The sequence below is a fragment of the Bacillus sp. FJAT-18017 genome (genome assembly GCF_001278805.1).
Taxonomy (GTDB): domain Bacteria; phylum Bacillota; class Bacilli; order Bacillales; family Cytobacillaceae; genus Bacillus_D.
Window position 1 is genome coordinate 1,864,014 of record NZ_CP012602.1, and the last position, 13,705, is coordinate 1,877,718.

The 13,705-nt window shown below is 47.1% G+C and carries 12 protein-coding genes, 1 pseudogene and 1 other annotated feature; of the genes and pseudogenes, 11 read left to right on the forward strand and 2 right to left on the reverse strand.

Translation table 11 applies throughout. The features are described 5' to 3' along the window. Positions 1 to 84 precede the first annotated feature (84 nt). The 7 genes from AM500_RS08460 to AM500_RS08490 all read left to right on the forward strand — a co-directional run bounded on the left by AM500_RS08460 (position 85) and on the right by AM500_RS08490 (position 5,680). Positions 85 to 1,563 carry an Rne/Rng family ribonuclease gene (locus tag AM500_RS08460; protein WP_053598825.1) on the forward strand — a complete coding sequence of 493 codons (1,479 nt, stop codon included), beginning with the start codon at positions 85 to 87 and terminating at the stop codon, positions 1,561 to 1,563. Positions 1,564 to 1,612: 49 nt separating this feature from the next. Then, positions 1,613 to 1,690: a sequence feature (ribosomal protein L21 leader region), on the forward strand. A gap of 14 nt (positions 1,691 to 1,704) precedes the next feature. Then, complete coding sequence (rplU, locus tag AM500_RS08465; RefSeq protein ID WP_053598826.1) at positions 1,705 to 2,013, forward strand: 50S ribosomal protein L21; 309 nt, start codon at positions 1,705 to 1,707, stop codon at positions 2,011 to 2,013. Between the two features lie 11 nt (positions 2,014 to 2,024). After that, the gene (locus tag AM500_RS08470) at positions 2,025 to 2,372 is read left to right on the forward strand and encodes a ribosomal-processing cysteine protease Prp (RefSeq protein WP_043934245.1); all 348 of its coding nucleotides are present in this window, start codon (positions 2,025 to 2,027) and stop codon (positions 2,370 to 2,372) included. Next, positions 2,373 to 2,666, forward strand: coding sequence for a 50S ribosomal protein L27 (gene rpmA, locus AM500_RS08475; RefSeq protein ID WP_043934246.1), 294 nt, complete (start codon positions 2,373 to 2,375; stop codon positions 2,664 to 2,666). It abuts the gene before it with no gap. A 560-nt stretch (positions 2,667 to 3,226) separates the two neighbouring features. After that, positions 3,227 to 3,760 carry a Spo0B C-terminal domain-containing protein gene (locus tag AM500_RS08480; protein ID WP_053598827.1) on the forward strand — a complete coding sequence of 178 codons (534 nt, stop codon included), beginning with the start codon at positions 3,227 to 3,229 and terminating at the stop codon, positions 3,758 to 3,760. Positions 3,761 to 3,907: 147 nt separating this feature from the next. Beyond that, on the forward strand, positions 3,908 to 5,200 hold the full coding sequence (obgE, locus tag AM500_RS08485) for a GTPase ObgE (RefSeq protein WP_053598828.1): 1,293 nt from the start codon (positions 3,908 to 3,910) through the stop codon (positions 5,198 to 5,200). A gap of 24 nt (positions 5,201 to 5,224) precedes the next feature. After that, the gene (locus AM500_RS08490; RefSeq protein ID WP_053598829.1) at positions 5,225 to 5,680 is read left to right on the forward strand and encodes an ACT domain-containing protein; all 456 of its coding nucleotides are present in this window, start codon (positions 5,225 to 5,227) and stop codon (positions 5,678 to 5,680) included. A 55-nt stretch (positions 5,681 to 5,735) separates the two neighbouring features. On the opposite strand, the gene AM500_RS08495 is transcribed toward AM500_RS08490, so the two are convergent. After that, a complete protein-coding gene (locus tag AM500_RS08495) occupies positions 5,736 to 6,275 on the reverse strand; it encodes a transcription repressor NadR (protein ID WP_053598830.1) in 540 nt (179 codons plus the stop codon). Positions 6,276 to 6,340: 65 nt separating this feature from the next. Then, positions 6,341 to 7,468, reverse strand: a complete 1,128-nt coding sequence (locus tag AM500_RS08500; RefSeq protein ID WP_053598831.1) for an IscS subfamily cysteine desulfurase — start codon at positions 7,466 to 7,468, stop codon at positions 6,341 to 6,343. A 111-nt stretch (positions 7,469 to 7,579) separates the two neighbouring features. On the opposite strand from AM500_RS08500, the gene nadB reads away from it, so the two are divergent. The 4 genes and pseudogenes from nadB to safA form a co-directional block, all read left to right on the forward strand. Further along, on the forward strand, positions 7,580 to 9,151 hold the full coding sequence (gene nadB / locus AM500_RS08505) for an L-aspartate oxidase (RefSeq protein ID WP_053598832.1): 1,572 nt from the start codon (positions 7,580 to 7,582) through the stop codon (positions 9,149 to 9,151). Then, positions 9,120 to 9,971 (forward strand): carboxylating nicotinate-nucleotide diphosphorylase, encoded by an 852-nt coding sequence (gene nadC / locus AM500_RS08510; protein ID WP_053598833.1) that lies wholly within the window; start codon positions 9,120 to 9,122, stop codon positions 9,969 to 9,971. Before nadB ends, nadC begins: the two co-directional genes overlap by 32 nt. Next, positions 9,968 to 11,071 carry a quinolinate synthase NadA gene (nadA, locus tag AM500_RS08515; RefSeq protein ID WP_053598834.1) on the forward strand — a complete coding sequence of 368 codons (1,104 nt, stop codon included), beginning with the start codon at positions 9,968 to 9,970 and terminating at the stop codon, positions 11,069 to 11,071. The genes nadC and nadA overlap by 4 nt, the downstream gene beginning before the upstream one ends. A 314-nt stretch (positions 11,072 to 11,385) precedes the next feature. Further along, positions 11,386 to 11,539, forward strand: a pseudogene (gene safA / locus AM500_RS26400) (SafA/ExsA family spore coat assembly protein); the annotation flags it as partial. Between the last annotated feature and the right edge of the window lie 2,166 nt (positions 11,540 to 13,705).

The following is a 13,705-nucleotide window of genomic DNA, read 5'->3' on the forward strand; positions in this document are numbered from 1 at the left end:
CTAACAATCAGTGGGATAAAAAATCCCCATTGATTAAAGTTTAACTTTATAATGAGTAGAGATTTAGAGAAGCGGGGTTTACTCATGAACCAATTAATTATTAATTACGGTGCCCGGGAAAAACGGGCCGCCTATTTAAAGGACGGCAAAGTGGAAAGAATCGAACTGAGCCGCGAAGACAGCCAAACTCTTGTTGGAAGTATTTTCCTGGGGATTGTCACCAAGGTGCTTCCAGGCATGAATGCTGCCTTTGTGGACATTGGAACCGGGAGGAACGCGTATCTGCATCGTGATGCTCTTGCCTCATTTGTCCAGTCGGATGAGCCTGCCGAAGCAAAAGCAAAAAAGTCGGTTTCATCGTATGTCAGCCAGGGTGAGCGGCTGCTCGTTCAGGTGGAAAAAGATCCGGTGGGAACTAAGGGTGCGAAGGTGACCGGGATCCTTGAATTTGGCGGCGCCCATCTTGTCTATATGCCCCAGGGAAAACAGGTGGCTGTTTCCAAGAAAATGGCTTCTTCAGAGAGGCGTGAGCAAATTAGGAACCTGGGCCGCGATGCCACGATTGATCCGGAAGGTGTTTTGTTCAGGACTTCCTCCGAGATAGTCAGCGATGAAGACCTCCTGGTTGAACTAGATCAGCTTCGCGAGGAAGCTTCTGTGCTTTTTCAAAAAGCAGCGGGATTAAAGAAGCCCTTCCTCCTTTCCTCGAGCGATCCTTTCCTTGAAAAAGTTCAGGAACTGCTGACTACAATCGAGGAAGGAGAAGTAATGGCTGACGACCTGGCATTCCTTGAAAAGCTGAAGGCTTTTGGAAAAGGCCTTTCATTTTCGTATTATTCAGGCAAACCGAATATATTTGATGCATACGGAACTGATAAAGAGCTTGATAAGCTGCTTCGAAGAGTGGTTTGGCTCGAAAATGGCGGCTATTTGCTTTTTGAAGAAACGGAAACATTGATCGCTATTGATGTGAATACAGGCAAGTTTTCCGGAAAAAACAACTTGCGGGAAACGGTCTTAAAAACAAACCTTATGGCAACGGAGGAAACCGCCAGGCAAATAAGGCTTCGCGACCTGGCTGGAATTATTCTGATTGATTTCATCGATATGAAGCAAGACCATGACCGTGAGCTCGTTGCTAAAAAGATGGAAGCGGAGCTGAAAAAGGATTGGCGGCGGACGAGGGTGGCCGGGTTTACGTCGCTCGGAATTCTCCAGATTACCAGAAGGCGTGTTGGAGAGTCTTTCGGAGAAACACTAACAGTAAAATGCCCTTCATGTGAAGGGACGGGAAGGGTGTCAAGCCCGGAAACTGTGGCGTTCAAGCTGGAACGCGAGCTGTGGGAATACCGCGGCAGCCTTGAGGATGCAGTCCTGATTGAGGCGACCGAGCAGGTAAGGTCAGTTTTTAGCGGGGAAGGAAATATCCACTTAAATAGGATTGAAAAGTCACTGGGTATGAAAATTATCTTTAGTGTTGCTGTTTCGCCGATTCATTTTTATAAAATCCTGCAGTTTGGTTCTGCGGATGAACTTAAGGAAAAAGCCCGTAAATTAGGTTGACACTACGTGCCAAGTTGTGATAGTATTTTCATGTTATGTTTGTAGCGCACCCGTGCTACAACCGCTCAGAACAGGTTTTCAAGATTTGCGGGAGCAAACGCCTGGGTTGGCGAGTCTTAGACTAAGAGGAGGTGCAAGTTCATGTACGCAATTATCGAAACAGGCGGTAAGCAAATCCGTGTAGAAGAAGGCCAAGCCATCTACATCGAAAAGCTGAACGCTGAAGCAGGCGAAACAGTTACATTTGATAAGGTTCTTTTCGTTGGTGGTGAAAATGTTAAGGTTGGCAGCCCGGTTGTTGAAGGCGCAACTGTTACAGCTACTGTTGAAAAGCAGGGCCGCGCAAAGAAAATCATCGTTTTCAAGCTCAAAGCGAAGAAAAACTACCGTAAAAAGCAAGGTCATCGTCAGCCATACACTAAAGTTGTAATCGGCAAAATCAACGCGTAAGGCGTGATTTGATGATAAATGTAGCGATTATTCGAAATGACACCGGCTCGATTGATTCGTTTTCAATCAGTGGCCATGCTTTTTTTGCAAAACGGGGCGAGGATATCGTCTGTGCGGGCGTTTCCGCAGTTTCTGTTGGTGCAATAAATGCCATCCACGAGATTACGGGAGTCGTTCCCGAAACAGAGATTGATTATGAAGAAGGTCTGCTCCGCTGTGTGATTCCGGGAAACCTCTCGGCGCAGGAGCAAGCTAAAATTCAGATTCTTCTCGAAGGAATGTACTACTCGTTGAAAACGATCGAAGAAGAGTACGGAAAGCACATACGAATTACCTTCAAAAACCAGGAGGTGGAATAAATGTTATTAAAATTGGATCTTCAATTGTTTGCTTCCAAAAAGGGAGTAGGTTCTACAAAGAACGGCCGTGACTCAATCTCTAAGCGCCTTGGCGCGAAGCGTGCGGATGGCCAGTTCGTAACTGGTGGTTCTATTCTTTACCGTCAACGCGGTACAAAGATCTATCCAGGTGAAAACGTAGGCCGCGGTGGGGACGACACTCTTTTTGCAAAAGTTGACGGCGTTGTTAAATTCGAACGCTTCGGCCGTGACCGCAAAAAAGTGAGCGTTTATCCAGCAGCTCAAGAAGCTTAAGTTAACGTTCTGAAAACTCTAGCCTCCATGGCTGGGGTTTTCTTTTTGTGTTTTTTACTGGAAAAAGAAGGCAGGTTAAATCATTTAGGCTCTTCGCTAATAGTAGTGGTTTTATCAGTTTAATCGCTGTGCAGCCAGCGATAGAAAAATAAGCGGAGATTTTCCACTTATGCTACCGAAGGGAACTTTTATCGGGTGAAATAAGCGGAGATAATTCCCTTATGAAAACACATACCCCTCTAAATAAGCGCTTTTTAAGTCATTAGGCGGAAATTCTCCGTCTATTGAGGCTGTTTTTAGGACGGTTTACTATATAAGCGGAAATAGTCCCCTTATTCACTAGGGTGCAATGACCTATGGTCCACCCAGCCGATACTGGCGAATTCCAAGATGCCTAAACCAGCATCTTTTTATCGAACAGAATTTGTTAAACACCCTGTTGGGGTGAGTGTAAGATACATGTCCAAACCAGAATTTTCCGATAGTGCCAAATTTGCTTACGAACCAGGCTTTTTTTGTTATACTATGAGCAAATGAGCATTAGGTATAAGGAGTAATGTATGGAAAAGAATTGGGATCTTGTTGAAGTTCTCAGGTATTCCCGACATGACTGGCTGAACAGGCTGCAGCTGATAAAAGGGAATCTTGATTTGGATCGGATGGATTGTGCAAAAGCTGTGATTGATAAAATCATTATTGAGACTCAACAGGAATCGAAGCTTTCGAATCTTAAAATGCCTGAGCTTGCATCTCAGCTGCTAAGAGCAAATTGGGAAGGACACCATTTCACGCTTGAATACGAGGTTTTGTACGAACAACAAGCAGAGCCGGTTGATGAAACTGCGATTACAGAGTGGGTGGCTGAATTCTTTTCCATATTGGATCAATCTGTTGAACCTTACCAGGAGAACAGCCTCTCCATCTGCCTGAACCAGGTCGAGGATGGAGTAAGTTTCAATTTTGATTTTAGCGGAATAATAAAAGAGACGAAGCTGCTTGGCGAACTCCTTCAGAAAGGCAGCGGCTTGAAAATTTCTGTAAGGGAGCTTACCCGCGAGGAGCTCGATGTAGAGGTTTTTGTGCCGTTCTGCTAACGGATGTCCCGCCGTGTAGATCAGAAGGAAAAGTTAGTGAATGGATATGGCCATCGGGGCATGGATTTGGTCTTTTCAAGTATGACCCATAAGCGGACCCAAACCATCCACTTATGCTTTTCGATACAGACGGGAGGATTTTGAAAAATGTTTGTTGATCAGGTGAAAGTTTATGTAAAAGGCGGGGATGGCGGCGATGGTATGGTCGCGTTCCGCCGTGAAAAATATGTGCCCAATGGAGGCCCTGCTGGCGGTGACGGCGGCAAGGGAGCCAACGTTGTTTTCCAGGTTGAAGAAGGCCTCAGCACTCTGATAGATTTCCGCTATAAGCGCCACTTTAAGGCTGACCGCGGCGAACACGGCATGTCGAAAAACCAGCATGGGCGTGGTGCCAAGGATATGATTGTCAAGGTCCCGCCTGGCACAGTCATCTATGATGAAGAAACGAATGCGATCATCGCCGACCTTGTAGAAAATGGCCAAACTGCCGTTATCGCAAAGGGAGGCCGTGGAGGACGCGGCAATTCACGGTTTGCTACTCCGCAAAATCCAGCTCCCGAGCTTTCCGAAAAAGGAGAGCCAGGCCAGGAGAGGAACGTTATACTCGAATTGAAGCTGCTTGCTGACTGCGGGCTAGTCGGTTTTCCAAGTGTCGGAAAATCCACGCTTCTTTCTGTTGTATCCTCAGCAAAGCCGAAGATTGCCGAATACCATTTTACAACAATCGTACCGAACCTCGGTGTTGTTGAAACGGAAGATGGCCGCAGTTTTGTAATGGCAGACCTTCCAGGCTTGATTGAAGGTGCCCATCAGGGAGTTGGCCTGGGACATCAGTTCCTGCGCCATATCGAGCGGACCAGAGTTATTGTCCATGTGATTGACATGGCGGCGACAGAAGGCCGGGATCCGTTTGAGGATTATACGAAAATTAATCAGGAACTTCAGCAATACAATCTTAGGCTGACCGAGCGTCCGCAAATCATTGTTGCAAACAAGATGGACATGCCGGAAGCAGAGGAAAACCTGAAGGCTTTCAAGGAGCAAATCCAGGAAGATTATCCTATTTTCCCAATCTCCGCGGTTACTAGGCAGGGGCTGAGGGATTTGCTGTTTGCCATCGCTGATAAAATTGCTGAAACACCTGAATTCCCGCTCCATGAAGAAGCACTTGAGGATACAAGTGTGAACAGGGTTGTTTATAAGCATGAGAACGAGCCGGAGCAATTCAAAATTACCAGAGATCCAGATGGCGCTTATGTTATTTCTGGTGACAGTCTAGAAAGATTGTTCAAAATGACGGACTTCTCCCGTGATGAGTCGGTTCGCCGCTTTGCCCGCCAGCTGCGCGGCATGGGTGTCGATGATGCACTAAGGGAGCGCGGTGCCCAGGATGGCGACATTGTCAGGCTGCTTGAATTTGAATTTGAGTTTATTGAGTAATGGCTTAAGCGGGGTGTGGTTGGTTTGAGTTATAAAAAGGGAGATTTGAAATTTTATCTGGTCAGGGAAGATGTATTGCCGGAAGCGATGAAGAAGACCATTGATGCAAAGGAACTGCTTGAACGTGGCAAAGCTTTGAATGTTGGCGAAGCTGTCCGCCAGGTTGACCTTAGCCGGAGTGCTTTTTACAAGTACAAGGATACGGTCTATCCATTTTCACAAATTGTGAAGGATCGGCTTGTCACGCTCGTTTTCCATTTGGAGGATCGTTCCGGCACGCTATCGCAGCTGCTTGGCATAGTTGCAAATGCCGGCTGCAATGTCTTGTCCATCAATCAATCCATCCCACTTCAAGGTAGAGCGGTTGTTACCCTTTCCCTTAATATCAAAGAAATTAAGGTGGAAATAGAAGACTTGCTTGAAACCTTAAAGCAGCTTGAATACGTTGAAAGTGTCGAAATACTCGGCACAGGAGCTTAAGAAATGGTAAAGGCCTGTTTCCCGGTGAGGGAACAGGCCTTTCTTTGAGCTTTCTCTAATTTGTAATCAGGAACCCGGCCTTATGAAGGGTTTGTTCAGCTCTTTCAAGTGCTTCCTTAGAACCAGCGGTCAGCGTGTGCAAATGATAACCGCCAGTCAGTTCGGATAGGAAGGAAGCATTCGTTTCCCTGACCTTCGTCATGAATTTTGAAACCTCTGGGCGATTCGAGACCATGATTGATGCTGTCAGGTCTCCGTAGACAGGATGTTCGATTTTGACATCCTTAACGGTGACTCCTTCGTCCACGATGGCGATTAATTCCTGCTCTGTTTTATCAGGAGCATGGAAGCAGGCTATGGTCTTTTCATAAACAGGCGCCTGAGTATTTTGTTTCAAATACAAATATCCCTGGCTTGTCGCGATGATCGGTTCGCTTTTGGCTTTTAGAAGCGTGATGTCACCTACAATGATTTGTCTGCTGACATTTGCCCTAGCCGCCAGCTCGCTGCCTGTAATCGGCTCGTTACTATCCTTCAAAAGCGACAAAATAATCGCTCTCCGCTCATCTCCAAGCAATTTCTTTTGTTCACCCATATACAACAACTCCCGGTAGGATGGTTAATCCTATTTTAGCATAAGCATTAATAGATATCCTTCAATCAAAATTTGCCGGCTATTCCGACAATATCGGCAGCGAGTTTTTTTGCGTCATTTTCACTTGTTGTTGTTCCGAAAGATATTCTTACAAACTCTTTTGCCTGCTTGCCATCAATGCCGATTGCCTGCATCGTCTTGGATGGGGATAGCATCCCTGAGTGGCAGGCAGTCCCGGTTGAAATCGCATAACCGAGCCGATTGCATTCGAGCATAAGCCATTGTCCTTCTATGCCGGCAATACCAAGTCCGATAATCGCAGGATATTGTTGATCCCCTGTTGAACCGAATATAGCAAGTTTTCCTCTTAAAGGTTCCAATCCCAGTAAAAATTCAGTTCGCAGTGCCGTAAACCTATTTACATTCTCTGGAATATGTCTTACTGCCTTTTCAGCGGCAGTTGCCATCGCAGCGATGGCGGGCACATTCAATGTTCCTGGCCTTAAGCCTTTTTCGTGGGATGTTCCGGGAAAGAACGGCTTCCAGGCAACTTCGGGGTTAATGTAAACACAGCCAATGCCCTTAGGACCATATAACTTATGGCCGGACACGGAGAAGCTTGAGACAGAAGATATTAGCGGACGAATGTCAATTTTTCCGGCAGCCTGTACAAAATCGGAATGAAAGAGAATTCCGCTGCTTTTGCAAAGTGCGCCGATCTCCTTAATAGGCTGAATTGTGCCAATTTCAGGGTTCACAAGCTGAATGGCTGCTACTACTGTATCAGGCCTGATAGCGTCCTTGAAGGCACTCATATTAATCGTGCCAGAAGAGGTAAAGGGAAGCCTTGTGATTTCGTATCCGTTGTTCTCCAGCCTGTTCAAGACCCCGCTCACGGATGAATGTTCCGCATAGCCTGTAATGATATGCTTACCTTCATGACGGGCGGAGAGGAGTGCCTCTAGACATAAGAAATTCCCTTCAGAACCGCCACTTGTAAAATAAACCCCTTCTGAACTGACGCCAAAACTTTGCGCAATAAGGCTGCGTGATTCCTCGACAATGTCTCTAGCAGCACCTCCACTATCATGAAGGCTGTTTGGATTGCCAAAGAACTGAATGGATACCTGGTTATATACTTCTAGTGCTTCCTTGCCAATAGGCGTGGTCGCTGCAAAATCAAAATAATTCATCTTCTATTCTCCTATACTCATATTCTTCTAGGGTGAAAATTACTTGTAAATAGTCTAATTGTGTGTAAAGATAGATGTCAAGACACCTGTTTAGTCAGGAGGTAAGCATCATTGGAATCAACGGATATTTTAATCATTGGAAGCGGGATTGCTGCCCTGCAGCTGGCAACCCACATAGATGTTTCTCGAAAAGTGAAGGTTCTCACAAAAGCAACGGTAAAGACGTCAAATTCCTACCTGGCACAGGGAGGAATTGCTGCGGCAATCGGTGAAACCGATTCTCCAGCTTTTCACAAACAAGACACACTGGAGGCCGGGCGCTACCATAACCGGCCGGATATAGTGGAAGCAGTATTGAATGAGGCTCCCTCACTGATTAATGAAATAGCTGATGATGCACCAGTTTTTGATTTGGATCAAAATGGCACGATCGTTCTTGGCATGGAAGGGGCCCATTGCCGAAACCGAATTGTCCATGGAGGCGGCGATGCCACAGGCAGGACAGTCATCGACTATCTTGTAGAAAAAATTCGGGGCAATATCGAAGTAGAAGAAAATATGTACACATACGAACTGCTCCTAAATGATAACAAATGCATTGGAGCCAAGGCAAAGACAGCTGATGGCAGGATTAGAACTTTTTATGCAAAGCATGTCATTCTTGCTACTGGCGGGTGCGGCGGTCTGTATGAATTTACATCGAACTCAAGCGCGGTGACCGGAGACGGAATTGCGATGGCGTATCGGGCCGGAGCGGAGATAGCCGATATGGAATTCATCCAATTTCACCCGACACTTCTTTTTGTAAATGGAAAAACAAGAGGACTAGTTTCTGAGGCGGTAAGGGGAGAAGGAGGAATCCTTGTAACTGAAGACGGCCAGCCAATCATGGAAGGGGTTCATCCATACAAAGACCTTGCCCCGCGGCATATTGTTGCCCAAACGATTTTCAGCTATATATCAAGCGGGATGCAGACCTATTTGGATATATCCCGGATAGATAACTTTGAAAAGAAATTTCCAACTGTTACCGAGATTTGTTTGAAAAACGGAGTGGATTTGTCAGGGAGGCGGATTCCGGTTGTGCCCGGAAGCCATTTCCTCATGGGAGGGGTTAAAACAGACCTGATTGGAAGGACTACCATTAATGGGCTTTTTGCTATCGGGGAAGTGGCTTGCACCGGCCTTCATGGCGCCAACAGGCTTGCCAGCAATTCCCTCCTGGAAGGATTGTATCAAGGAAAAAAGCTTGCGGAATGGCTGAACGAAAATCCAAGCGGAAGAGATTCCATGCCGGTGGGGACTATCCAGAAAGCCGCTGGCAAGCCTTTAAATCTTCCTTCAATAAAAACCATAAAGCAAACGATGATGAAACGGGTGGGGATTGTCCGGTCTGCACAAGGGTTGATTGAACAATTGGAATGGCTTGCTGAATTCCCTGTTGATAACCTGGAGTCCCTGGACGCTTTTACCACGGATGAACTTACTAAACTATTTATGCTGATTACAGCAAGGCTTGTTACCGAGTCAGCACTTGAACGGACTGAGAGCAGAGGCGGGCATTATCGGGAAGATTTTCCGGCAGAGGATGATGAAGCCTGGCAGGGGAGAATTATTTTACACAAAAGAGTTGGAACGGAGGATGGGGAGAATGAATACCTTCAAACTGCGCTCGCTACTTGAGCAATTTTTTATAGAAGATATTGGTGAACAAGATGTTACGACCGACCTGCTTTTTCCAGAGGGAACCGCCGGAGAGATTGTATTTTTGGCAAAAGAAGATGGAATCTTCTGTGGTACGGATGTGATTCACACCGGTTTTGCCTTGCTAAATCCTTCGATTGAGGTTGAACTGTTTGTTAAGGACGGGGAGAGGATTGAAATCGGCCAGCGGATTGCGACTGCGACTGGCTCTGTTCGCGACCTTCTGAAAGGCGAAAGGGTCATCCTGAATCTTGTCCAGCGGATGAGCGGGATTGCAACTCTGACAAAAAAAGCGGTCGGTGAGCTGAACAGCACCCACACCAAAATTTGTGATACAAGAAAAACTATGCCGGGACTGCGGATGCTTGATAAGTATGCTGTCCGGGTCGGCGGCGGCTATAATCACCGTTTCGGTCTTTACGACGGCGTAATGGTCAAAGACAACCACATATCCTTTGCTGGATCGATCACTAATGCTGTGCGGGCGATTAAGGAAAAAGCTGGGCACATGGTCAAAATAGAGGTCGAAACAGAATCCGCTGAACAGGTAATTGAAGCGGTAGAGGCAAAAGCGGATGTTATTATGTTTGACAACCGGACACCAGATGAAATCCGGGAGTTGATTAAGCTAGTTCCAGAGGGGATTGTAACGGAAGCATCAGGCGGAATTCAGCTTGGCAATCTAGCAACCTATGGGGAGACAGGTGTCGATTACATTTCCCTCGGTTTCATCACTCATTCGGCAAAAGCGCTTGATATTAGTGTGAAGGTTTCCTTTAGGAAGGAGAATGAACGATGAGCATCCTTGCAGCTTTGAAAAAAAACACCATGATTCCCGACCGCTATCGGGAAATGTCGGTAGAAGAATTGGAAGCTGGGGTAAGGGCAATCAAGGAGAGGTTTGGTGCGAAGCTGTTCATTCCTGGCCACCATTACCAAAAGGATGAGGTCATTCAGTTTGCTGATGCGACCGGTGATTCTCTTAAACTTGCCCAGCTGTCCGCGGAAAATAAAGAGGCGGAATTCATTGTGTTTTGCGGCGTCCATTTTATGGCGGAGACCGCGGATATTTTAACCAGCAAAAATCAAAAGGTCTTTTTGCCTGACATGCGGGCTGGCTGTTCAATGGCGGACATGGCCAACATTCAGCAAACCGAGCGTGCCTGGGCAGAACTTCAAAAGATGTTCGGAGATACGATTGTTCCGCTCACGTATGTCAATTCCACAGCAGCAATTAAGTCGTTTGTTGGTGCCAATGGGGGTGCGACAGTAACGTCCTCGAATGCAGAAACTATGGTGGAATGGGCGTTTGAACAGAAGGAGCGGCTCCTTTTCCTGCCTGATCAGCATTTGGGAAGAAATACTGCGTTCAATTTAGGTGTCGGCTTAGATGAAATGGCTGTTTGGAATCCAATTACCAATTCACTCGAATTCGAGGGTGAACTGGAAACGGTGAAGGTTATTCTTTGGAAGGGCCATTGCTCGGTCCATGAGAATTTCACTACAGGGAATATCGCCGATGTCCGCAAGCAGTACCCAGAAATGAAAATCATTGTTCATCCGGAATGCAGCCGGGAAGTAGTCGCTTTATCGGATGAAGCTGGTTCAACGGCTTATATAATTAATGCAATCGAAAAAGCTGCTCCGGGAACTTCCTGGGCAATCGGAACAGAAATGAATCTGGTAAACCGATTGATCAAGCAGCATCCCGACAAGCATATCATTTCCCTAAACCCTCACATGTGCCCGTGTCTGACAATGAACAGAATTGATCTGCCGCACCTGTTGTGGTCCCTGGAAACGATGGAAGAACAGGACGCACACAATATCATAGAAGTTTCAGAAGAAGTTGCTGAGAATGCAAGGCTTGCTTTAGAACGCATGCTTCAGCACGCATGATGTGAGAAAAGACGGAGCAAAGAGTTCCGTCTTTTTTGCTATTCTGGTCATCCTCCAGTATACGGAGGGGGTGTTTCTGTTTGGTTGATCAAATAATTCAGCGTTTTTTTAATTAATTCTAACGGTTTTAAAAATAATTCAGCGGTTTTGAAATTATATCTCTAAGTGCAGAATATTCCGGTAATTAATCTTTTATTTTTCACGCTTGAATCATATAGATTTCAAAGGTTGCATAACTTTTTATGTAGATTGTTAGCATTTTGCCCAGACCGACATACACTATATGGACTTATGCCATAGGAGGGGAAATCAGAGTGAGAATCCATATCGTACAGAAAGGGGATACTCTTTGGAAGATCGCCAAGAAGTACGGCGTGAATTTTGAAGAGCTGAAGAAGATGAATTCACAGCTCAGCAATCCTGATATGATTATGCCCGGTATGAAAATTAAGGTCCCAACTGGAGGCGGCAACATAAAAAAACAAGCCCCTGCCACTGGGACAAATCAGGGAGCATCCATAAAATACGGGGTCGTGAAGGAAGCCCCAACTGCTCAGCACCCTTTTTCAAACCTTAAAACATTGTCACAGGACGAATCACCGGATGTTCCAGTACCAACTGAACCAATCACGGAAGAAACACCGGTCACGCCATATCAGCCAAAGGTTCCGCAAATGGAAACAGAAAATAATTTCATGATGAATATGAACAATATGTCTATCAAAGAAGTTCCTATTAAACCTATTAAAGAAGCACCGCTTAAACCAGTAAAAGAAGTGCCGCTTCCACCGATCAAGGAAGCACCTATGCAGCCAATCCCTGCACCGATCAAGGAAGCACCAATCGCACCTATAAAAGAAGTGCCGCTTCCACCGATCAAGGAAGCACCTATGCAGCCAATCCCTGCACCGATAAAGGAAATACCAATCGCACCGATCAAAGAAGTACCGCTTCCACCGATCAAAGAAGTACCTATGCAGCCAATTCCTGCACCGAAAAAGGAAATACCAATCCCGCCAAAAAAAGAAGTACCAATCTCACCCATAAAGGAAGTACCGATTGCACCCATCAAGGAAGTGCCGATTCCACCAATGAAGGAAATACCGCTTCCGCCTAAAAAAGAAATACCAATTCCACCAAAAGTCGAAGTTCCTGTCCCTCCACCAATTCCAACACCAACTCCAGTTCAGCCAGTTGTCGAAGAATATTGCCCACCACCAGTAGTAGAGGAATGTTATTATGTAACACCGGTGATGCCAGGCGTATGTACTCCATGCCCACCGCCGCAGTTTATGCCGTGCCCTCCTATGCCAGTATGTCCGCCATTCCCGGGGGTTGCGGGTGAAATGTACAATATGCCTCCCGCTTACCCTCAGATGATGGGAGTTACAGACGCTCCATGTCCGCCATTCCCGGAGGCTGCAGGTGAAATGTATCAGATGCCGCCCGCTTACCCTCAGATGATGGGTGTTTCAGACGTTCCATGTCCTCCATTCCCGGAGGTTGCAGGTGAAATGTATCAAATGTCACCAGGTTATCCTCAGATGATGGGAGTTGCCGGTGTTCAATATGACGAAGAATCGTCGTCTTCATCTTCATCTTCCATGCCTTTCATGGGCCAACATCCTCAATTTGGGATGGGTTATGAGCAACAGCAAATGGGACAATTCCCGGGTCCGGGTTATGGCCAACAGCCTTTAACCTACGGTCAGCAATTCGGAGTTCAAGCTCAACCGGGAGTTGGGGTACCGCTGAGTGGAGCAGAACCATTAATGGGAGAAGAACAATACCCGATGATGGGAGGCCAGCCATCATACGGAGGTCAACAGCAGTTCCCGATGATGGGAGGGCAGGCGCCATGCGAAGGTCAACAGCCATTCCCGATGATGGGAGACCAGCCATCATACGGAAGCCAACAGCCATTCCCGATGATGGGAGGGCAGCCACCATATGGAGGTCAACAGCAGTTCCCGATGATGGGAGGCCAACCGCCATTCGGAGACGAACAGCAATTCCCAATGACGGGAAGCCAGCCGCAATACGGAGGTCAACAGCAATTCCCAATGATGGGAGGGCAGCCACCATACGGAGGTCAAGAGCAATTTCCGATCATGGGTGACCAGCCGCAATACGGAGGTCAACAGCCATTCCCGATGATGGGAGGCCAGCCGCCATACGGAAGCGAACAGCAATTCCCAATGATGGGAGGCCAGCCGCCATACGGAGGTCAAGAGCAATTCCCGATGATGGGAGGCCAGCCGCCATATGGAGGTCAACAGCAGTTCCCGATGATGGGAGGTCAGCCGCCATACGGAGGTCAAGAGCAATTCCCGATGATGGGAGGGCAGCCGCCATACGGAGGTCAAGAGCAATTCCCAATGATGGGAGGCCAGCCGCCATACGGAGGTCAACAGCAATTCCCGATGATGGGAGGGCAGCCGCCATACGGAGGTCAAGAGCAATTCCCGATGATGGGTGGCCAGCCGCCATACGGAGGTCAACAGCAATTCCCGATGATGGGAGGGCAGTCGCCATACGGAGGTCAACAGCAATTCCCGATGATGGGAGACCAGCCGCCATACGGAGGTGATCAGCAATTCCCAATGACGGGAGGCCAGCCGCAATACGGAGGCC

Bases quoted from the DNA above. Each gene is read 5' to 3' on its own strand.
- AM500_RS08460 (WP_053598825.1), top strand. From the start codon at position 85: ATGAACCAATTAATTATTAATTACGGTGCCCGGGAAAAACGGGCCGCC.
- rplU (WP_053598826.1), top strand. From the start codon at position 1,705: ATGTACGCAATTATCGAAACAGGCGGTAAGCAAATCCGTGTAGAAGAA.
- AM500_RS08470 (WP_043934245.1), top strand. From the start codon at position 2,025: ATGATAAATGTAGCGATTATTCGAAATGACACCGGCTCGATTGATTCG.
- rpmA (WP_043934246.1), top strand. From the start codon at position 2,373: ATGTTATTAAAATTGGATCTTCAATTGTTTGCTTCCAAAAAGGGAGTA.
- AM500_RS08480 (WP_053598827.1), top strand. From the start codon at position 3,227: ATGGAAAAGAATTGGGATCTTGTTGAAGTTCTCAGGTATTCCCGACAT.
- obgE (WP_053598828.1), top strand. From the start codon at position 3,908: ATGTTTGTTGATCAGGTGAAAGTTTATGTAAAAGGCGGGGATGGCGGC.
- AM500_RS08495 (WP_053598830.1), bottom strand. From the start codon at position 6,275: ATGGGTGAACAAAAGAAATTGCTTGGAGATGAGCGGAGAGCGATTATT.
- AM500_RS08500 (WP_053598831.1), bottom strand. From the start codon at position 7,468: ATGAATTATTTTGATTTTGCAGCGACCACGCCTATTGGCAAGGAAGCA.
- nadC (WP_053598833.1), top strand. From the start codon at position 9,120: ATGAATACCTTCAAACTGCGCTCGCTACTTGAGCAATTTTTTATAGAA.
- nadA (WP_053598834.1), top strand. From the start codon at position 9,968: ATGAGCATCCTTGCAGCTTTGAAAAAAAACACCATGATTCCCGACCGC.